Genomic DNA, 21,381 nt, shown 5'->3' with positions numbered 1-21,381 from the left:
CGCAGCGGCCCCAAAATCTTAGGGCCGCTTCGCGCCCCAGCGGGAGCAAGCTCCCTCGCCACAGCAGCGATCGGTCTTAAGCTTTAGCCCCGCGCTCAATCGCAAACCCAGCCCACGTCTGGCTTACCGGCATCAGCTCCAACCGGTTGATATTCACATGCGCCGGCGTGTTCATGACCCAGAAGATCGTGTCGGCAATGTCCTGCGGCTGGATCGGCTCGGCACCCGCATAAGTCGCGTCATACCGCGCCTGATCACCGCCGAAGCGCACCAGCGAGAACTCGCTTTCACACAGGCCCGGCTCGATGTTGGTCACGCGCACGCCCGTGCCTTGCAGGTCGCAGCGCAGGTTCAGCGAGAACTGCTTAACGAACGCCTTGGAACCGCCATACACGTGGCTGCCCGGATACGGGTAATTACCCGCGATGGACCCCAGGTTGATGATGCCCGCGCCGCGACCGTGAGCGATCAAGCGTGGCAGCAGCAGATTAGTGGTGGTCAGCAGGCCCTTGATGTTGGTGTCGACCATGGTTTCCCAATCGTCGAGACTGCACTTGGGCGCTGGGTCGGTGCCCACGGCCAGGCCGGCGTTGTTGATCAGCCCGCGCAGCTTGGCGAACGACGGCGGCAGGTTGGCGATGGCATCTTCCATGCCTTTGCGGTCCCGCACGTCCACGACCAGGCCATGCACTTCGGTCTGCTTGGAAAGCTCTTCGACCAGCGCATTCAGGCGGTCGGCGCGACGACCGGTGAGCACCAGTTTCCAGCCGGCTTCGGCAAAACGACGGGCGCAGGCTTCGCCGAAACCTGAGGTTGCGCCAGTAATAAACAACGTGTCGGACATGGTGTTCTCCTTGCGGGCATCGGGAAAAAAGCAGCCAGCAGAATGCCCGTACACCGCGATGGCGGCAACCGCTAAGCACACAACTTGATACACGCCTGATCACTTTTTAATCAACTCTATAAAACCCATACAGACCGTGGCTTGCAGCTATGTGCGCGCAGGTTATCCACAACTGCGCCCACAGTCTTTGGGGGCAACTACAAAATGCTTCAGGCCGCTATACACAAGGGCTACAGACGGTTTTAGAAAGTTTTTTGCTTGACCTTGGCCGGGGCGTATGTAGGCCTGTCGCCGATCGCAAAATCAGAACGATGGCTCCAGGCCAGTCATTCCGGCCTCTGCGGCGGTCTTTCCAGAGTTTAGTCACAGACTTATCCACAGGCTGGCGGGACATATTTCGGTCATATACCTGTGTCTTTAAACAGGTTGACAACGGCTTGGACCGGCGACCAAAAAGCGCCTGATCAAAAAACAACCACCGCGCTGCAAGCCCCGGATTCATTGGCTTCCAGCCAGCTACTCCCACGTTACCCACAGCCGGTTCCACAGCGGATGGGGACAAGTCAAAACTGTGACAAAACAGGGATTTGCGGCGGCTATATGTCGCGCTTTGGAGGGGGGCTGGATTTGTTTTCCACAATTTCCAGAAGGCTCTGTGGACAGTCTCAACATGAATGTGGGAGCCGAAGCTCCCACAGGTCATTCCAAGAATATCTATTCGTTAATGACCGCCGAGGTAGGCGTTGCGCACTTCCTCATTCACCAGCAATTCCTTGCCGGTGCCGGTCAGGCGAATCTCGCCGTTGACCATCACATACGCCCGGTCCGACAAGCGCAGCGCATGGTTGGCGTTCTGTTCCACCAGGAAGATGGTCATCCCGGTGGAGGCCAGCTCGCGCAACGTCGAGAAGATCTGCTTCACCACAATCGGCGCCAGGCCCAGGCTCGGTTCATCCAGAAGCAACAGCTTGGGCCGGCTCATCAGCGCGCGGGCGATGGCGAGCATTTGCTGCTCGCCGCCGGACATGGTCATGGCGCGCTGGGTACGTCGCTCCTTGAGCCGTGGGAACAGCTCAAACATGCGCTGCATGTCTTCCTGAGCAAACTTGTCGCCAATGGGGATGGTGCCCATCAGCAGGTTTTCCTCGACGGTCATGTCGGGGAACACCCGCCGCCCTTCCGGCGACTGCGCAATACCGTTGGACGCGATGTAGTGCGACGACTTATGGGTGATGTCGACGCCGTTATAGAGAATCTGCCCCGATTCGGCCCGTGGCTGGCCGAAAATCGACATCAGCAGCGTGGATTTGCCCGCGCCGTTGGAGCCGATCAGGCTGACGGTTTCGCCTTCGTTGATGTGCAGCGAGACTTTTTTCAGGGCCTGGATCGGGCCGTAATACACGTCCAGGTCCTTCATTTCGAGGATAGGCCCGTTCATACAAGCTCCTCTTCGTCAGCGCCCAGGTAGGCGGCAATCACTTTCGGGTCGTTGCGGATCGCGTCCGGCCCGCCCTCGGCGATCACGTTGCCGTGGTCCAGCACCACGATGTGGTCGGAAATACTCATCACCATGCCCATGTCGTGTTCGATCAGCACCACCGTCAGGTCGTGTTCGTCGCGCAGCAGGCGAATCATCGCGCTGAGGGCTTCGGTTTCCTGGGGGTTGAGGCCCGCAGCCGGTTCATCCAGGCAGATGATCTGCGGCCGGGTGCACATGGCACGGGCGATCTCCAGGCGGCGCTGCTGGCCGTAGGAGAGTTCGCCGGCCAGGCGGTTGGCGCAGTCGACCAGGTCCACCACTTCCAACCAGTAGAAAGCGTGGTCGAGGGCGTCGCTTTCAGCCTTGCGGTAGCCCTTGGTATTGAGGATACCCGCGAGCATGTTGCGGTTGACCCACATGTGCTGGGCCACCAGCAGGTTTTCCACCACCGACATTTCCTTGAACAGGCGAATGTTCTGGAACGTCCGCGCCAGGCCGGCGCGGTTCACCAGGTGGGTGCCGCCGAACATCTTGTAGTACACCCGGCTGAGGAAGCTTTTGGGCGACACAAAGTCGGTGGGCTGGAAGCGCTCGCCGAGCAACTGGATCACGTCGGTCTGCTTGCCGCGAAGGTTGAGTTGGATCTTGCCGCCGCTGGCTTTGTAGAAGCCGGTGAGGCAGTTGAACACCGTGGTCTTGCCGGCGCCGTTGGGGCCGATCAGGGCGAAGATCGAGTTGCGTTCGACCTTGAGGCTCACATCGCTCAAGGCCTTGATGCCACCGAAGTGCATCATCAAATGTTCCACGGAGAGGACGACTTCCTTGCTCATGGCGCCACTCCTTTACGTGGTGTCACACCGGTACGGCTGATGCGGATCAACCCGCGTGGTCGCCAGATCATCATCACCACCATCAACACACCAAACAGCAGTACGCGGTATTCGGAGAAGCTGCGCAGCAACTCAGGCGCGACGGTCAGAACAAATGCCGCAATCACCACGCCCACCGTCGAACCCATGCCGCCCAACACCACAATGGCCAGGATCAGCGCCGACTCGAAGAAGGTGAACGATGACGGGTTGACGAAGCCCTGGTAGCTGGCAAAGAACACCCCGGCCAAACCCGCTGTCGATGCACCGATGGTGAACGCCGAAAGTTTGACCAACACATGGTTCAGCCCCATGGAACGGCAGGCGATCTCATCTTCGCGCAAGGCCTCCCAGGCGCGGCCGACCGGCATGCGGGTCAGGCGATGCTTGATGTACAGCACGGCCAGCACCACCAGGAACAGCACGATATAGATGAACAGGAATTTGATGTTGGGGTTGTAGTCGATGCCGAAGAACTCATGGAAGGGCACCCCGCCATCCTTCGCGCGCTTGCCGAACTCCAGGCCGAGGAAGGTCGGCGATGGCACCGGCATGCCGTTGGGCCCACCGGTAAACGACAGCCAGTTGTTGAGCACCAGACGGATGATTTCACCAAAGCCCAGGGTCACGATGGCCAAATAGTCACCGTGCATTCGCAGCACCGGGAACCCGAGTATGCACCCCGCCAACGCTGCGGCGATGGCCGCCAGCGGCAGCACCGTCCAGAAGCCCAGCCCGAGGTATTGATAACCCAATGCCAGGCCGTAGGCGCCGATAGCGTAGAACGCTACGTAACCCAGGTCGAGCAGGCCCGCCAGGCCGACCACGATGTTGAGGCCCAGGCCGAGCAACACATAGATCAGGCCGAGGATCACCACCGTGAGCAGGTACTTGTTGGCGAAGATCGGGAACACGATGGCGATCACGATCAGTGCCGGGATGATCCAGCGCAACCGCGACTTGTAGTCCGGCGCCAGCACGTGCACGCCAGAGCCGGTGCTCTCGAAGCCCTGCAAAATCTTCAGGCCCTTGGGGGTTTGCAGGAACAGGCTCATGGCAAAGCGGCCGACCATCACGATGGCCACCAGCAGGGCCACGCGGGCCGGTTCCAGGTTGAAGCTGTAGCCGTCGAGGACCACGCCGACGATCGGACCGAACACGACCAGTGAAATCAGCCCGGCGAGGACTGTATCGACCACACTTTTCTTGATATCGATGGGTTTGGCAGCAGACATGTTTACACCTTCGCCACAAGTGGGCGACCAAGCAGGCCCTGGGGACGGAAAATCAGAATCACCACCAGCAGGGAGAAACTGAACACGTCTTTGTAGTCAGAGTTGATCAACCCCGAGAACAACGACTCGGAGATACCGAGGATGATCCCGCCCAACATCGCCCCAGGCAGGGAGCCGATGCCGCCGAGTACCGCTGCGGTAAACGCCTTGATGCCGATGATGAAGCCGGCATAGAAATCGAAGGTGCCGTAGTTGAGGGTGATCAACACGCCGGCCAATGCCGCCATGGCGGCGCCGATGACGAACACATAGGAGATCACCCGGTCGGTGTTGATGCCGAGGATCGACGCCATCTTGCGGTCTTGCTGGGTGGCGCGGCACATGCGGCCGAGCTTGGTGTACTTGATGATGTAAGTGAGCAACGCCATGCCGGCAAACGCCGCCACGAGGATGAACACCTTGGTGTACGTCAACTGAACGAAGCCTGTGCCGATATCGACACGCCAGGCCCCGGCCAGCAGGGTGGGAATGCCTTGTTGCTTGGCGCCCTGGGCGATCTGCGCGTAGTTCTGCAGGATCAGCGAGATACCGATGGCGCTGATCAGCGGTGCCAGTCGGGTGGAGTTGCGCAGTGGTTTGTAGGCGACACGCTCGATGACCCAGCCATATACGCCAGTGACGACGACGGTGAAGATCAAGGTGCCGAGAATGAGCAGCGGGAAGGATTCGATGCCGAAGTAAGCCAGCAGTGCCAGACTGATCGCCGCGAGGTAAGCGGAAATCATATAAACCTCGCCGTGGGCGAAGTTGATCATGCCAATGATGCCATAGACCATTGTGTAGCCGATGGCGATCAGGCCATAGACCGACCCGAGGGTCAGGCCGTTGACCAGTTGCTGCAGGAAAATACCATCCATAACGCAATCTCACGCGGTGAGCACCTGCACACCGGTGGGTGTGCGGCGCTTCTGGAGGAAAACAGAGGTTTACTCCTGTCGGAGCGCGCTAATGTGGCGAGGGAGCTTGCTCCCGCTGGGCTGCGAAGCAGCCCCAAACTGGGTGATCGAGGTACATCAGATGTAGCTCGGTGAACGGTTTGGGAGTGCTACGCACTCCAGCGGGAGCAAGCTCCCTCGCCACAGCAAGCCCGCGCCTACAGAAGATCAGGCGTCGTGCTTACTTCTGTTTGTCCAGCTGGTGGTATTTGCCGTCTTTGTCCCACTGGTAAACCACGTAGTCAGAGATCTTCAGGTCACCCTTCGAATCCCAGGCTTTTTCGCCCATGACGGTTTTCACCGGGTGAGCCTTGAGCCACTTGGCGGCGTCTTCGCCTTTGTTGGACTTGGCGCCGTTGAAGCCAGCGGCCAAGGCCTGGACCGACGCATAGGCATACAGGGTGTAGCCTTCCGGCTCGGTGCCGTTTTTACGGAACTCTTCGACCACAGCCTTGCTGTCTGGCAGCAGGCGCGGGTCGGCGCCGAAGGTCATGTACACGCCGTCGACGTATTGCTTGCCGCCTGCGGTGGCAACCAGTTCGTCGGTGACCACGCCGTCATCGGACATGAACTTGACGTCTTTCAAGCCAGCTTCACGGATCTGGCGAACCAGTGGACCGGCTTCCGGGTGCAGGCCGCCGAAATACACGACGTCAGCACCGGTGGAGCGGATCTTGGTGACCAGGGCGCTGAAGTCTTTCTCGCCACGGGTCAGGCCTTCTTCCAGCACCGGCTTGACGCCGCGCTTGGTCAACTGGGCAGCGGTGGCGTCGGCCAGGCCTTTGCCGTAGGTGTCCTTGTCGTTGATGACCGCGACTTTCTTGCCCTTGAGCACGTCGACGATGTAGTCGCCGGCAACGATGCCTTGCTGGTCGTCACGCCCGCACATGCGGAACATGGCGCCCAGGCCGCGTTCGGTCACTTGTGGGTTGGTGGAGCCTGGGGTGATGGCGATGATGCCGGCTTCGTCATACACCTCGGAGGCCGGGATGGTGTTGGAGGAGCAGAAGTGCCCGACCACGCCGATCACTTTGTCCTGGTCGGCCAGGCGGTTGGCCACGGCCACGGCTTGTTTGGGTTCACACGCATCGTCGCCGGGTACCAGCACGATTTTCTCGCCGTTGATGCCGCCGGCCTTGTTGATCACATCGGCTGCCGCCTGGGCACCCTTCATGTACTGCTCACCGAAAGCGGCGTTGGCGCCCGTCATGGGCCCCGCGACGCCGATCTTCACATCAGCTTGAACAAACGTAGAAACACCCAGCGCCGCTGCAACGGCGAGGGCCAGAAAACCTTTCTTGTAAAACGTCTGGGACATGAGTGGTGCTCCGATATTTTTGATTTTTGGCACGACAACTTGCATTCAAACCTTTCACTGAAAGCCCAGAGCAAGGCGCGTGCCATTACGTTTTTATTCTTCAAAAAGACACGGTGTCATTGTTATTTCAGGTGTTTCGGCTCCATTCGCCAGGACGTGCAACCCTCTAGCGTCCAGAGGTGCAACCAATGGATCCAAAAAGTACAACCGTGGCAGGTCGCACCTGCAACCACGCCTATAAACGACAGTTCCTGGCGCTGTAACAAACGGCGTAACGGAACTGCACATTTACAGTGCGTGATTGCTACGACTTGCACCAATACAGATTAGTAGCCTGCTAAGAAAATGCAGGCTTCTGAGCGGTATTTCGCTGATCAGATCACGATCCTCAGGCATTGGCCGGCGTGATACAGCGAGAATCCAGCTTCATACAGGCAGCTGCGCAAGCCCACCCCGGCCAACGGCTGCATCGGCGCGAAGGGAATCGGCAGCGCCTGGGGATTCTGGTGACACAAGTAGTCGGCAAATGCCTTGCCGACCACACTGCCGGTGGTCACGCCACGGCCGTTATATCCCGTAACTGCCACGAGACCGGGGGCAGGCTCGAACAGGCGCATCAAGTGGTCGGGGGTGAAGGCGATACAGCCGGTCCAGGTGAACTCCCACTGCACCGATTTGAGGTACGGGAAGTAGTGCTGCTGCACCCGATCGGCCCACGCCTTGAGGAACCACGCGGGTTTCTGGTTGCCGTTGCCCAGGCTGCCGAGCAACAAACGGCCATCGGCGTCGCGACGGATGCTGCTCAGCACCTGGCGCGTATCCCATGAGCCCTGGCCACCGGGCAGGATCTGTTGGGCGGCCTCGTCCGTCAGTGGGGCCGACGCGACCTGATAGTAATAGCCGGGGAAGAAATTGCGCCGCAACTCGGTCCATTCGCCCTCGGTGTAGGCGTTGGAGGCGATCACCACCTGTGCAGCCTGCACTGAGCCTTGGGCGGTCTGCACCGACCAATGCGAACCCTGGCGCTCAAGCTGAGTGACCGGCGAATGATCGAACAACTGCCCGCCAAGGCCCGCCGCCGCATTGGCCAAGCCGCTGGTGTAGGCCATCGGGTTCAAGGTGCCGGCACGCCGATCCAGCAAGGCGGCGGCGATCTTTTTGGTGCCCGTGGCCTGTTCGCAAGCCTGGCCGGTGAGCAGCTCCACTGGCGCGCCACGGCGCTTCCATTGGGCTTCACGACTGCGCAAATCCGCCTCGCCACGGGCGTTGTGCGCCATGTGCAAGGTGCCTTCACGGCGTAATTGGCAATCGATGGTGTATTTATCGATCAGGCTGAACACCAGGGACGGCGCCGCACCCAACATGCGGTTGAGCTGGCTGCCCACCGCTTCGCCGAAACCGGCTTCGATCTCGTCCGGCGGGATCCACATGCCGGCGTTGACCAGCCCCACGTTACGCCCCGAACCACCATGACCGGTGCGATGGGCCTCCAGCACGGCGACGCTTTTGCCTTGTTCCAGCAAATGAATGGCTGCCGAAAGGCCCGTGATCCCGGCACCGATCACACACACATCGACCTTGACCTCACCCTTGAGCGCCGCACGATCCGGCCGGCCAGGGGTGAGGTGCTCCCATAAACATGTTTCGCGTAGTGCCATTGCCAGACTCCGGGATGAAACCTAACAAACAACTGTTATTTTGAATTGCAAACCCAATCAAATGTGGGAGCTGCGGTGCGACGATTCGACTTGCCTGCGATGCAGGCACCTCGGTGTATCAGGTACCCCATGGTGATGCTATCGCAGGCAAGCCAGCTCCCACATTGACCGCGCTTCGACTTGAGGAATCAGTCGAAGGTAATGCCCTGTGCCAGCGGCAACTCCAGCGAGTAGTTCACCGTATTGGTCTGGCGACGCATGTACCCGCGCCACGCATCTGAACCCGACTCACGCCCGCCGCCGGTCTCTTTCTCGCCGCCAAACGCGCCGCCGATTTCCGCGCCGCTCGGGCCGATGTTGACGTTGGCAATGCCGCAGTCGCTGCCTACCGCCGACATGAACTGCTCGGCTTCTCGCACGTCGGTGGTGAAGATGCACGACGACAGGCCTTGAGGCACGGCGTTGTTCAGGCGCAGGGCTTCGTTGAAGTCGTTGTAGCCGATCACATAGAGGATCGGGGCGAACGTCTCGGTGCACACCACGTCGCTTTGCTCGGGCATTTCCACAATCGCTGGCGATACGTAGTAGGCATTCGGAAACGTGTCTTCCAGCTGGCGCTTGCCGCCGAACACCTTGCCGCCTTCGCTCAGGGCTTGCTCCAGGGCGTCCTGCATGTTGTCGAAGCCGTGCTTGTCGATCAGCGGGCCGATCAGGTTGCCTTCCAGCGGGTGGCCGATGCGCACTTTGGAATAGGCGGCCTTGAGGCGGGTGACGATTTCTTCTTTCACCGACTCATGGGCGATCAGCCGACGCAGGGTGGTGCACCGTTGGCCGGCAGTGCCGACGGCGCTGAACAGGATGGCGCGCACGGCCATGTCCAGGTCGGCACTTGGGCCGAGGATCATCGCGTTGTTGCCGCCCAGCTCCAGGATGCTGCGGGCAAAACGCGCGGCGACTTTCGGCGCCACTTCACGACCCATGCGGGTGCTGCCGGTGGCACTGATCAGGGCGACACGCGGGTCGTCCACCAGTGCAGCACCGGCATCGCGGCCGCCGATGATCACTTGGCTCAGGTATTCCGGGGCGCCGTCGAATTTTTTCAGCACGCGCTCGAACAATGCCTGGCAGGCCAGGGCGGTGAGTGGGGTTTTTTCCGAGGGCTTCCAGATCACGGCGTTACCGCACACCAGCGCCAGGGTGGTGTTCCACGCCCACACGGCGACCGGGAAGTTGAACGCGCTGATCACACCGACCACGCCCAGTGGATGCCAGGTTTCACGCATGTGGTGGCCTGGGCGTTCGGAGGCGATGGTCAAGCCGTACAACTGGCGCGACAGGCCAACGGCGAAGTCGCAGATGTCGATCATTTCCTGCACTTCGCCCAGGCCTTCCTGGGTGATCTTGCCGGCTTCCCAAGACACCAGCTCGCCCAGGTCGGCCTTGTATTCGCGCAACACGTCACCGAACTGGCGCACCAGTTCGCCACGGCGCGGGGCCGGCACTTTGCGCCAGGCTTCGAATGCATGCTCGGCGCGACTGACCTGTTGCTCCACCTCGGCGGCACCTTCCCAGTGCACACTGCCGATACGGCTGCCATCGATCGGCGAATGCACGGGCTGCTTGCCCGACTGGTACAGCGCCGGGTTTACCCCGAGACGATCAAGCAATGCGGCAACCATGGGTCACTCCTTCAATCTACAAACAGAAAAATTGCGCCGCCACCGACACGGCGATCCAGGCCTTATTTGTAGCTGGCCCAAGACTTGCCAACAAACGACGATTAGGCGAGATATCATTCCGTTTATTCATGCAAAGCATAAAAAGAGGCACGCCGTGCTGAACAAAAGACATTTGCCCTCGATCACCGCCCTGCAGTGCTTCGAAGCCGCCACCCGCCACCTGAGCTTCACCCGCGCCGCCGAGGAACTGAACCTCACGCAGAGCGCGGTGAGCAAGCAGGTGGCACAGTTGGAAGAGTTGCTGCAGCACTTGCTGTTCCGCCGCGTACGCCGGCGCTTGCAGATGACCCCGGCGGGTGATTTGTACCTGGTGGAAGTACGCAAGATCCTCACGCAGGTGGAGATGTCCACCCACTACCTGCGCTCCTACGGCGGCGAAACCGAAGTGCTGCGCGTCTCCACGCCCTACACCTTCGGCGCGCGCTGGCTGGTGCCGCGCCTCAAGGGCTGGCGGCTGCGTCATCCGCAGATCCACTTGGACCTGTGCAACGAGCAAGAGCCGGATGAGTTGCTGCAAGGCAAGGCCGACATGGCGTTCTACTTCGGCCAGGGTTCACGCCCCGGCACCGAGAGCCTGAAGCTGTTCAGCGAAGAGCTTGTACCGGTGTGCGCACCCGAGAGCTTGCCAGCGCAGCCCTTCACCGACCCCACGCAACTGAGCAACCTGGTGCTGCTGCAAAACGCCTCACGCCCCCAGGGCTGGCATGACTGGTTCGCCAGCCAGGGCTACCAGACCGAGCACAGCTATCATGGGCCGCGTTTCGACACCTTTTATATGTGCATTCGTGCAGCCCAAGTCGGCTGTGGTGTGGCGCTGCTACCGCGATTCCTGGTGGAAGAGGAACTGGCCGACGGCAAGCTGGTGATCCCCTGGCAGCATGCAATGCCGAGCCAGGATGCCTATTACCTGGCCTACCCCGAGCATTCGGCGGAGGTGCCCAAGGTGCGCGATTTTGTGAAGTGGATGATGGAGCAGGTGGATGCCGACTGAAAAAACACTGGCAAACCGACCCACGTCTATGCGCCACTAGCCCCCTTCCTTAATTGTGCGTAAAGGCCGGCGCCCATCGCCGACCCGTCTGGAGATTCCCGTTATGAGCGAGAGTGTGTTTGCCGATCGCATCGTGCAGAACTTGCTCGACACCGACTTCTACAAGCTGACCATGATGCAGGCGGTGCTGCACAACTACCCCAACGTGGAAGTTGAATGGGAGTTCCGTTGCCGTAACAGCGAAGACCTGCGCCCGTACCTGGCGGAGATCCGCTACCAGATCGAACGCCTCGCCGAGCTGAGCCTGAGCCCCGACCAGTTGGGTTTCCTGGAACGCATCAGCTTCATGAAGCCGGACTTTTTGCGCTTTCTCGGGCTGTTCCGCTTCAACCTGCGCTATGTGCAGACCGGTATCGAGAACGGCGAACTGTTCATCCGCCTGCGCGGGCCGTGGCTGCATGTGATCCTGTTTGAAGTGCCGATGCTGGCCATCGTCAGCGAAGTGCGTAACCGCTACCGCTACCAGACCGTGATCCTCGAACAGGCCCGCGAGCAGCTGTACCGCAAGTTCGACTGGCTGACCGCCAATGCCAGCAGCGATGAACTGTCGGAGCTGCAAGTGGCCGACTTCGGCACGCGCCGGCGCTTCTCGTACCGGGTGCAGGAAGAAGTGGTCAGCGTGCTCAAGCACGACTTCCCCGGCCGTTTTGTCGGCACCAGCAACGTGCACCTGGCCCGCGAGTTGGACATGAAACCGCTGGGCACCATGGCCCACGAATGGATCATGGCCCACCAGCAATTGGGCCCGCGCCTGATCGACAGCCAGATCGCAGCACTCGACTGCTGGGTCCGCGAATACCGTGGCCTGCTGGGCATCGCCCTGACCGATTGCATCACCACCGACGCGTTCCTGGGCGACTTCGACCTGTATTTCGCCAAGCTGTTCGACGGCCTGCGCCATGACTCCGGCGATCCCGTGCAATGGGCAGAAAAAGCCATCGCCCACTACCACAAACTCGGCATCGAGCCGATGAGCAAGACGTTGGTGTTCTCCGACAGCCTGTCACTGCCCAAGGCCCTGGAGATTTTCCGTGCGCTGCGCGGTCGCATTAATGTGAGCTTCGGTATCGGCACCAACCTGACCTGCGACATTCCAGGTGTGGAACCGATGAGCATCGTGCTTAAAATGACCGCCTGCAATGGCCAGCCCGTCGCGAAGATCTCCGATGAAGCGGGCAAGACCCACTGCACCGATCCGAATTTCGTCGCCTATTTGCGTCATGTTTTCAAAGTACCTGCCATCTCTAGCAAGGAGTGAATCATGCAAGCCGTACAGCGTGAGATTGCTGAACAGCTCAAGGTCCAAGCGCCGTTCCACGACCAGGCCGCCCTTGAGGCCGAGGTTGCCCGCCGCGTGACCTTTATCCAAGACTGCCTGCGCAATTCCGGGCTCAAGACGCTGGTGCTGGGCATCAGCGGTGGCGTTGACTCCCTGACCGCAGGCCTCTTGGCCCAACGCGCGATGCAGGAGCTACGCGCCAGCACCGGGGATGACGCTTACCGCTTTATCGCCGTGCGCTTGCCTTACGAAACCCAGTTCGACGAAATCGATGCCACTGCGTCAGTAGACTTTATCGAGCCGGACGAGCGCCACACCGTGAACATCGGCCCGGCCGTCAAAGCCCTGGCCAATGAAGTGGCGGCGTTTGAAGGCAAGGCCGCGGTGTCTCGCGATTTCGTGCTGGGCAACACCAAGGCGCGCATGCGCATGGTGGCGCAGTACACCATCGCGGGCGCAGCCGGTGGCCTGGTGATCGGCACCGACCATGCGGCGGAAGCGGTGATGGGCTTTTTCACCAAGTTCGGTGACGGCGCGTGCGACCTGGCACCGTTGAGCGGGCTGGTGAAAAACCAGGTACGTGCGATTGCGCGGCACTTCGGGGCGCCGGAATCGTTGGTGGAAAAAGTGCCTACGGCGGACCTGGAAGACCTGTCGCCGGGCAAGCCGGACGAAGCGTCACATGGCGTGACCTATGCCGAGATCGATGCGTTCCTGCACGGCGAGCCGGTGCGTGAGGAAGCGTTCAGGATCATTTGCGACACGTATCGCAAAACCGAGCACAAGCGGGTCATGCCGTTTGCGCCGTGAGGTGAACCCTGTAGGTTTGTGTTGATTTTTTAGACCGCCTTCGCGAGCAAGCCCGCTCCCACACTTGACCGTTTTCCAACATGGGAACGCGGTCGAATGTGGGAGCGGGCTTGCTCGCGAAGAACGATAACGCGGTCTTACTTAACAGTCACAGTGCCTTTCATCATCGAGATGTGGCCTGGGAACGAGCAGAAGAATGCGTAATCAGTCCCGGCGGCCAGCTTCGACACGTCGAAGGTCACCGAGTCTTTCTCGCCGGCACCGATGATCTTGGTGTGGGCGATGATGCGGTCGTCACCCGGCTTCAGGTAGTCCTTGTCGATGCCCGCGGCCATGCCGTCGGTAGCAACCGGCTGCATGTTGGCGGCGCTGGTCAGCACCCAGTTGTGACCCATGACGTTTTTCGGCAGGTTGCCGGAGTGGGTCAGCTCGACGGTGAACGTCTTGCAGCTTTTGTCGATTTCAATGGCTTTGGTGTTGAAGGACATTTGGTCGGTGGAGTCGACAGTGACCTTGCACTCTGCAGCAAGCAACTGGCCGCTCGCCAGAGTCAGCAGGGAAACAGCAACGAGTTTGGCAAACATGTGAATCTCCAAGGCAGGGTTTAGAAAACGCGTATTGCGACAAGGGTGCCTGAACCAGGCAGGAATTCTTATGATCTGAATCAACAGATTGTATACAACTTTAGGCTATCAGACTTATCAACACAATCTACCAGCCAAAGTACAACCCCCTGGCTATGATCGGCTCATCACCCATCGGAGTCCGCGCCATGCACCTCAACCAACTGTTCAACGGCCTGCTGGCCGCCTACGCCTGCGGTAAGTGAAGGCCAAGCGCACCCTGAAGCTGCTACCATGTCGTCCCAAGGCAGCTGCGCGCCGCCACCCTCACCTTCGACCCTAGAGGATCGCCCATGGCCAAACCTAATTACTCCTTCGCCAAACGTCAGAGAGACTTGGCCAAGGAGCAGAAGAAAGAGGAAAAACTGCAACGCAAGAAAGCCGCTGCAGATGAAGAGGCCAATGGGCTGAACGCCGATGTTGATGGTGAAGAAACGAGCGACGAGACCGAAACACCAAAAGATCCGGCTGAATAAATTCCTTTGTGCTGAGCCGGCCTGCCCGGCTCGGCACAATCAACTGTTATTCCAGCGGCATCACCGTCACCCGCACCTCCGGGTCATGGCTCCCTCCCCCCAGAATCACCCCTCGCAACGGCGACACATCGGAAAAATCCCGGCCCCAGGCCAGGGTGATGTGCTCCAGCGCCGGCTGCACATTGTTCGTCGGATCAAAATCCACCCAGCCTGAGACCGGGCAATACACCGAGACCCACGCGTGGGATGCATCGGCGCCGATCAGCCGTGGCTGGCCGGGCGGTGGCTGGGTGAGCAGGTAGCCGCTGATATAGCGTGCCGCCAGGCCCCGCGAGCGCAGGCAGGCGAGCATCAGGTGGGCGAAGTCCTGGCACACGCCGCGGCGGCGCTCCAGCACTTCCACCAGCGGCGTGGCGACCTGGGTGGCCTCGGCATCGAAGGTGAATTCGCTGAAGATCTTTTCCATCAGCGCCTGCACGCCCAGCAGCAAGGGTTTGCCAGGAGGAAAACAGCTTTCGGAGAATTCGACGAAGGTTTTCTTCAAGTGCACGTAGGGCGATTCGAAACGGTAGCGGCAGGCTTCGATCAGCGCATCGGACATCGGCTGGCTGCTGTAGGTCAGGCTGTCGCGGGTCTGGTCCCAGGCGGGCGACAGCTGGAAGTCCAGCGCAGGCCGCGCCAGTACTTCCACGGTCAGCCCGGCATTCACCAGCAATTCATCATGGGGCCGCTCGAATGCCAGGCGCGTGATCGGGTTGCCAAACACGTCCAGCTCATCGCGGCGCGAGGTCGGTTCCGGGCTGATATCCAGTTGCTGCAGGCTGCAGCGCTGCCAGGCGCACGGCCGTGGCCACAGGTGCGCGAGCTGCTGGGCCAGGGACACCGGGCTGTCGTAGTGGTAGTGGGTATCGTGGAAAATCTGGTAGCGCGCACTCATCACACCGACACCGTTTGCTGGCTGACATCATCCACATGGGCAAAGTGACGCAAGGCCAGACGATCCGACACTTGCCCACTCTCATCGGCCACCGCTTGCAGCAGGTCGGCCAGGCCATCCAGCGCGGCACGTACGCTGGATTCGCCGAACAACGGGTTCTCCAGGCAACCCAGGTCGAATCGCGCCAGGCGCTCCACCAAGGGGCCCAGGCCGGTTTCCCGAGGCACACCAAAGTCATCGTTGAGGCGACGCAGGGTGCGGCTCACCAGCTTGAGTTGGAACAACACTGCGTGCGGGTTCTGCTCGTCCAGCAGCAGCAAATCGAGCACCGGGATCAACTGCGGCACCGCGAGGTAGCGCGAACGGTAGGTGATGCTGCTGTTGCCCAGTTCCAGCAACCACTCCAAACCGGCCTGATCGAACACCGCCACACCGCGCAGGAACGCCGCCAGGCTACTGCTCAAGAATTGCAGGCGCTCGATACGCCGGCCCATCATCAAAAAGCGCCAGCCTTCATCGCGGGTCATGTCGTCCAGGGCAAACCCGGACAACGCCGCCAACGACATCACCAGGCGATTGAGGAAATCCAGCAACTCGCCAAAATCCGGCGATTCGCTTTCCAGCTCCATGGCTTCGCGCTGCAGCTCCACAAGGGCCTGCCAGTTTTCCCGGGACAACTTGCCGCGCACTTGCGACGCCGCCCACTGCAAGCGTTGCAGGTTGGCGCGCAGGCTCGACGGCCAGTCATCACCGAGCAGCGCCGCCAGCAGGCGTTCGGGCAATTCGCCCTCCTCCGGCAGCAGGCGCAGGTTTTCGCCCAGCTCGACGGCCGCCTGCAACGCCAACGGGTCGTCACCGTCCACATAACGCGCCAGCACGATACGCAGCCAGCGCGCGCTGTCGTCGCAGCGCTCGCAGTAACGACCGAACCAGAACAGGTTTTCCACCACGCGGGACGGCAGATAAGGATCGCGGCGCACCAGGTCATGGGCGCCAATCGTGCGTTGCGCGCGCCACTGCTCATTACCCGGCGCACGCTCGCCAAGCACCCAGGTGTCCTTGCTCGCACCGCCGCGTTGCATCGACACCACTTCGGCGTCGGCCTCGGCGGCCACTCGCGTCAGGCCTCCGGGGAGTACGCGGTAACCCTCTTCGCTGGCCACGGCGTACACGCGCATGCCGATGGCGCGGTGTTGCAGGTGGTCATCCACGGTGTGCCACACCGGCGCCTGGGACAATTGGGCCAGCTCCTGGGCAACGTAGGCGTAAGGCCGCGCGCGCATGCGCTCAGCCAGGGCCTGGCGTTGTTCGTCGTTGAGGTCGCGGCCGAACACCGGCGCAAAACTCTGCGACGGAAACGCCGGTTTGATCAGCAACTCCGGCAGTTTCTCCAGCGCTTCGGCCAGCACCGGCGCCTCACCGCACCACCAGGTGGCAATGGACGGCAGAATCAGTTTTTCACCAAACAGGAATTCGTTGATCTTCGGCAGAAAGCCCAGCAAACCCGGAGATTCCAGCACGCCGCTGCCCAGGGCATTGGCCACCAGCACGTTGCCTTGGCGCACGGCATCCAGCAAACCCGGCACGCCGAGGGCCGAGTCGGTGCGCAGCTCCAGCGGGTCGCAGAAATCATCGTCGAGGCGACGCATGATCGCGTGCACCCGGCGCAGGCCACTGAGGGTTTTCAGGAACACGGTGCTGTCGCGCACGGTGAGGTCGCCACCCTCCACCAGCGGGTAGCCGAGCTGGCGGGCGAGGTAGAGGTGTTCGAAGTAACTTTCGTTGAACCGGCCGGGCGTGAGCAGCACGATCAGCGGCGGCTGGTCATCACCGGGCGCTTGGCGGGCCAGGGTTTCCTGCAAGGTGCGAAAGAAACCGGTGAGGTGCTGCACCTGCAGGTCACGGTAAAGATCCGGGAAGGCGCGGGACACGATGGTGCGGTTTTCCAGCGCATAGCCGGCACCGGATGGGGCCTGGGTACGGTCGGCGGTGACCCACCAGCGGCCGTCCGGCGTGCGCGCCAGGTCCACGGCGTACAGGTGCAGGAACGCACCGTCCGGCGGCTGGATGCCCTGGCACGGCCACAGGAAGTTGTTATGCCCGAACACCAGCTCCGCTGGCAGCAAGCCTTCCTTGATCAGCCGCTGCGGGCCGTACAGATCCGCCAGCACCGCATTGAGCAGGCGCGCACGCTGGGCGATACCCGCCGACAAGTGCTGCCATTCATCAGCCGCCAGCACATGGGGCAGCAAATCCAGCTCCCACGGGCGGTCGGCGCCCTTGGGGTCGGCGTAGACGTTATAGGTCACGCCGTTTTCCTGGATCTGCCGGGTCAACAGCGCCTGGCGCTGGGCCAGTTGCGCAGGCGTGCTGCGTTGCAGGTGATCCAGCAAGCGCCGCCAATGGGCACGCACTGCGCCGCTGTCATCCAGCAGTTCGTGATAAGTGCCCGCGGTCAGCGGGTAACGGTCGAGCAAGTCGGACATGGAACGCTCGGCAGAGGCAAGGGGGCTCAGGTTAACTCAACAAACACTGCAAATCCCCTGTAGGCCCCGGCTTTTGTGGTGAGCGGGCTTGCCCCGCGCGAGGCAAGCTCGCTCACCACAAAAGCTGGCGTCCACAGAGGGATCGCGTTCAGTCATTTTTATGGGGGAAGCGGCGCAGATCCAGGGTCATCGGCAGTTCATCGTTCACGATCACGCTCGGCACGTCGAGCTTCCCTGGGCTATGCCCCAACCGGAAAAACCGCGCCATGCGCCGGCTCTCTGCCTCATTGGCATTCACCGGCAAGCTGTCGTAATTGCGCCCGCCCGGATGGGCGACATGGTACTGGCAGCCGCCCAGCGAACGCTGCATCCAGGTGTCCAGCAGGTCGAACACCAGCGGCGCATGCACCGGGATGGTCGGTTGCAGGCAGTTGGCCGGTTGCCAGGCGCGGTAACGCACGCCGGCGACGAACTCACCGACTCGCCCGGTGGCTTGCAGCGGCACCGGGATGCCGTTGCAGGTCAGCAAGTAGCGTTGCGGTGGCAGCCCGGTCAATTTGACTTGCAGACGCTCAAGGGACGAATCCACGTAACGCACCGTGCCGCCCACTGCACCCTCTTCGCCCAGTACGTGCCAAGGTTCCAGGGCCTGGCGCAGCTCCAATTCGATCCCGCTGACGGCGTAGTCACCCACTTTGGGGAAACGGAATTCCAGGTGCGCGGCAAACCACTCGGCGCGCAGCGGGTAGCCAGCGGCGTTGAGTTCGACGATCACGTCGGCAAAATCTTGCTCGATGAAATGCGGCAACAGGAAACGGTCGTGCAGCTCGGTGCCCCAGCGCGCCAGCTTTGGCGGCGCGTAGGGTTCGCGCCAGAAACGCGCGACCAGCGCCCGTAGTAGCAACTGCTGGGTCAGGCTCATGCGCGCATGGGGCGGCATTTCAAACGCGCGCAGTTCCAGCAGGCCGAGGCGGCCGGTGGCGCCGTCCGGCGAGTAGAGTTTGTCGATGCAGAATTCGGCGCGATGGGTGTTGCCCGTCACGTCGATCAGCAGGTTGCGCAGCAGACGGTCCACCAACCACGGCGGGCATTCTTCGCCGGGCTCTGGCATTTGTGCGAAGGCGATTTCCAGCTCGTACAACGCGTCGTTGCGCGCCTCGTCCACCCGTGGAGCCTGGGAAGTCGGGCCGATGAACAAGCCGGAAAACAAGTAGGAAAGCGAGGGGTGGTTGTGCCAGTAGCTGATCAGACTGCGCAGCAGATCGGGTCGGCGCAGGAACGGTGAGTCCTTGGGCGTCGCGCCGCCCAACACGAAGTGGTTTCCGCCGCCGGTGCCGGTGTGGCGCCCGTCGATCATGAATTTCTCGGTGGTCAATCGCGTTTGCCGCGCCTCTTCGTAGAGGAATTCGGTGCGTTCCACCAATTCGTCCCAAGTGGCGGACGGCTGCACGTTGACCTCGATCACACCTGGGTCCGGCGTCACGCGGAAGTTGCTCAGGCGTGTATCGGCGGGTGGTTCATAGCCTTCCAGCAATACCGGGCAATGCAGCTCCTCGGCGGTGGCTTCGATGGCGGCCACCAGCTCCAGATAGTCTTCAACACGCTCCAGGGGCGGCATGAACAGATAGAGGCGCCCTTCCCGCGCTTCGGCGCACAGGGCGGTGCGAGTCAGCCAGTCGGCGGACTCGTCCACCTGGGGCACACGCTCATCGCTCGGCGCGGGCTCATCGTGGTTTTGCAGTTGCGCAGCGGACGGCAGCTCCGGCTGATCCTGGTTCGGGTCAGTCGGGTGCACAAAGGGGTACTCCGCCGCCGTCACCCACGGCTGCGAGGCCAATGGCAGGCGATAACCCAGCGGCGAATCCCCCGGCACCAGGCGGCAGTGGTTGTCACGCAGGTACCAGCGCCCACTTTGCCAACGGTCATTGGCCGCCGTGCGCGCCAACGGCAGCACTTGGCCGATGACTTTATCCAGGCCCTGGCTGAACACCTTGCGCAGGCGTTCGCGCTCCAAGTCGTCGCTGAGGCGCGGGTCCTGGGCGGTGACGTTCTGCGGCAGCGCGCCTTCGCGCCACAGGTAGTAGAAATTATCCTCGAAGGCCGGGAACACAAAACGCGCCGGTAACTTGAGGCGCTCTGCGACGCTGGCCAGGAAACGCCCGGCCAGCGCACCGTCCGCGCCGTAGTCCTCCTGCTCATCGGCAATCAACGCGCTGTTGTGCCAGATCGGCACACCATCGCGCCGCCAGTAGCAATTGAGCGACCAACGCGGCAATTGCTCGCCGGGGTACCACTTGCCCTGGCCGAAATGCACCAGGCCCTTGGGCGCGTAATGCTTGCGCATGCGCTGGAACAACTCGGCGGAGAGCCGACGTTTGTCCGGCCCGAGCGCGGCGGTGTTCCATTCGGCGCCGTCGGGATCGTCGATGGAGACGAAGGTGGGTTCGCCGCCCATGGTCAGGCGTACGTCGTCCTTGAGCAGGTCACCATCAATCTGACGACCCAAGGCCTGGATCGCCAGCCATTGTTCTTCGGTGTAGGGCTTGGTGACGCGCGGCGCCTCCCAGATCCGCTCAACCGACATTTCGTGGGTGAATTCACACTCGCAAGGTTCCACCAGCCCACTGATCGGTGCGGCGGACGATGGATCGGGACTACACGCCAACGGGATATGGCCTTCACCGGCGAACAACCCAGAGGTAGCGTCCAGGCCGATCCAGCCGGCGCCAGGCAAATACACTTCGCACCAGGCGTGCAGGTCGGTGAAGTCCACTTCGGTGCCGGAGGGCCCGTCGAGGGCTTTTACATCGGCGGTGAGTTGGATCAGGTAACCGGAGACGAAACGTGCTGCCAACCCCAGGTTACGCAGGATCTGCACCAGCAACCAAGCCGAGTCGCGACACGAGCCGGAGGCGTTTTCCAGAGTGAACTCAGGCGTTTGCACACCCGGTTCCATGCGAATCAAGTAGCCGATATCAGCCGCCAGGCGCTGGTTGAGGCCCACCAGAAAGTCCACGGCCGGCAGCGGCGTGCGGTCGATACCCGCCAGGTACGCGGCGAACCGGGGCGTCAGTGGCAAGGTTTCCAGGTACGGCGCCAGCTCGCGCTGCTCATCGGCGGCGTAGCTGAAGGGAATTTTCTCGGCGTAGGGTTCGAGGAAAAAGTCGAAGGGGTTGAATACGGCCATCTCAGCGACCAGGTCGACTTCGATGCGCAGCTCGTCAGTCTTTTCCGGGAACACCAACCGCGCCAGGTAATTGCCCTGGGGGTCCTGCTGCCAGTTGATGAAATGCTGCTCGGGCAGCACTTTCAGCGCATAGGACAGAATCCGCGTGCGGCTATGGGCCGCCGGGCGCAAGCGCACGATCTGTGGGCCGAGTTCGACAGCGCGGTCGTAGCGGTAATGCGTAACGTGGTGCAACGCGACATGAATCGACACGGCGGCCTCCTGCGAGCCAGGGCATGGAAACAAAGCGCGCAAGACTTATGCCAGAGCGGCGGTCATTGCGCTTTATCGTAAGACCCGGTGCAGTACAGCACCAAAACAGCGCCAACGGCGGTGCCATGGTGCAAGTGACGCA

The 21,381-nt window shown here is 61.5% G+C and carries 16 protein-coding genes; 4 read left to right on the top strand and 12 right to left on the bottom strand.

Annotation, left to right across the window (positions count from 1 at the left end):
• Positions 1-76: 76 nt before the first annotated feature.
• The 8 genes from HX812_RS23210 to HX812_RS23175 all read right to left on the bottom strand — a co-directional run bounded on the left by HX812_RS23210 (position 77) and on the right by HX812_RS23175 (position 10,078).
• On the bottom strand, positions 77-844 hold the full coding sequence (locus HX812_RS23210; protein WP_033897391.1) for an SDR family oxidoreductase: 768 nt from the start codon (positions 842-844) through the stop codon (positions 77-79).
• A gap of 721 nt (positions 845-1,565) precedes the next feature.
• Entirely contained in the window at positions 1,566-2,282 is a 717-nt protein-coding gene (locus HX812_RS23205) for an ABC transporter ATP-binding protein (protein WP_033897392.1), read from the bottom strand.
• Complete coding sequence (locus HX812_RS23200; protein ID WP_028615532.1) at positions 2,279-3,154, bottom strand: ABC transporter ATP-binding protein; 876 nt, start codon at positions 3,152-3,154, stop codon at positions 2,279-2,281. The genes HX812_RS23205 and HX812_RS23200 overlap by 4 nt, the downstream gene beginning before the upstream one ends.
• The gene (gene livM, locus HX812_RS23195; RefSeq protein WP_016976932.1) at positions 3,151-4,428 is read right to left on the bottom strand and encodes a high-affinity branched-chain amino acid ABC transporter permease LivM; all 1,278 of its coding nucleotides are present in this window, start codon (positions 4,426-4,428) and stop codon (positions 3,151-3,153) included. Before livM ends, HX812_RS23200 begins: the two co-directional genes overlap by 4 nt.
• Before the next feature lie 2 nt (positions 4,429-4,430).
• Positions 4,431-5,345, bottom strand: coding sequence for a branched-chain amino acid ABC transporter permease (locus HX812_RS23190; RefSeq protein WP_003188099.1), 915 nt, complete (start codon positions 5,343-5,345; stop codon positions 4,431-4,433).
• A 259-nt stretch (positions 5,346-5,604) separates the two neighbouring features.
• Positions 5,605-6,741: a branched-chain amino acid ABC transporter substrate-binding protein gene (locus tag HX812_RS23185; RefSeq protein WP_038851228.1), complete on the bottom strand. Its 1,137-nt coding sequence runs from the start codon at positions 6,739-6,741 to the stop codon at positions 5,605-5,607.
• 374 nt (positions 6,742-7,115) lie between these two features.
• On the bottom strand, positions 7,116-8,399 hold the full coding sequence (locus tag HX812_RS23180; protein WP_038851229.1) for an FAD-binding oxidoreductase: 1,284 nt from the start codon (positions 8,397-8,399) through the stop codon (positions 7,116-7,118).
• A 188-nt stretch (positions 8,400-8,587) separates the two neighbouring features.
• The gene (locus tag HX812_RS23175; protein WP_038851231.1) at positions 8,588-10,078 is read right to left on the bottom strand and encodes an aldehyde dehydrogenase family protein; all 1,491 of its coding nucleotides are present in this window, start codon (positions 10,076-10,078) and stop codon (positions 8,588-8,590) included.
• A 154-nt stretch (positions 10,079-10,232) separates the two neighbouring features.
• On the opposite strand from HX812_RS23175, the gene HX812_RS23170 reads away from it, so the two are divergent.
• The 3 genes from HX812_RS23170 to nadE all read left to right on the top strand — a co-directional run bounded on the left by HX812_RS23170 (position 10,233) and on the right by nadE (position 13,278).
• Entirely contained in the window at positions 10,233-11,129 is an 897-nt protein-coding gene (locus tag HX812_RS23170) for a LysR family transcriptional regulator (RefSeq protein ID WP_038851232.1), read from the top strand.
• 103 nt (positions 11,130-11,232) lie between these two features.
• On the top strand, positions 11,233-12,447 hold the full coding sequence (pncB, locus tag HX812_RS23165; RefSeq protein ID WP_016976927.1) for a nicotinate phosphoribosyltransferase: 1,215 nt from the start codon (positions 11,233-11,235) through the stop codon (positions 12,445-12,447).
• Between the two features lie 3 nt (positions 12,448-12,450).
• Positions 12,451-13,278 carry an ammonia-dependent NAD(+) synthetase gene (gene nadE / locus HX812_RS23160; protein WP_038851234.1) on the top strand — a complete coding sequence of 276 codons (828 nt, stop codon included), beginning with the start codon at positions 12,451-12,453 and terminating at the stop codon, positions 13,276-13,278.
• A gap of 137 nt (positions 13,279-13,415) precedes the next feature.
• Here nadE and azu read toward each other — a convergent pair whose 3' ends face one another.
• Positions 13,416-13,862, bottom strand: a complete 447-nt coding sequence (gene azu / locus HX812_RS23155) for an azurin (protein WP_010213586.1) — start codon at positions 13,860-13,862, stop codon at positions 13,416-13,418.
• 332 nt (positions 13,863-14,194) lie between these two features.
• On the opposite strand from azu, the gene HX812_RS23150 reads away from it, so the two are divergent.
• Complete coding sequence (locus HX812_RS23150; protein WP_033897398.1) at positions 14,195-14,377, top strand: hypothetical protein; 183 nt, start codon at positions 14,195-14,197, stop codon at positions 14,375-14,377.
• Between the two features lie 46 nt (positions 14,378-14,423).
• Here HX812_RS23150 and HX812_RS23145 read toward each other — a convergent pair whose 3' ends face one another.
• From HX812_RS23145 to HX812_RS23135, 3 genes are all read right to left on the bottom strand, one after another.
• Complete coding sequence (locus tag HX812_RS23145) at positions 14,424-15,314, bottom strand: transglutaminase family protein (protein ID WP_038851235.1); 891 nt, start codon at positions 15,312-15,314, stop codon at positions 14,424-14,426.
• On the bottom strand, positions 15,314-17,800 hold the full coding sequence (locus tag HX812_RS23140) for a circularly permuted type 2 ATP-grasp protein (protein ID WP_038851237.1): 2,487 nt from the start codon (positions 17,798-17,800) through the stop codon (positions 15,314-15,316). The genes HX812_RS23145 and HX812_RS23140 overlap by 1 nt, the downstream gene beginning before the upstream one ends.
• 148 nt (positions 17,801-17,948) lie before the next feature.
• The gene (locus HX812_RS23135) at positions 17,949-21,239 is read right to left on the bottom strand and encodes a DUF2126 domain-containing protein (RefSeq protein WP_038851238.1); all 3,291 of its coding nucleotides are present in this window, start codon (positions 21,237-21,239) and stop codon (positions 17,949-17,951) included.
• Positions 21,240-21,381: the final 142 nt, after the last annotated feature.

Source organism: Pseudomonas sp. IPO3749 (genome assembly GCF_013386605.1).
GTDB classification, from domain to species: Bacteria; Pseudomonadota; Gammaproteobacteria; order Pseudomonadales; family Pseudomonadaceae; genus Aquipseudomonas; species Aquipseudomonas azotoformans_A.
The sequence above is the reverse complement of the archived record's forward strand: the minus strand, read 5'-3'. Positions and strand labels throughout refer to the sequence as shown.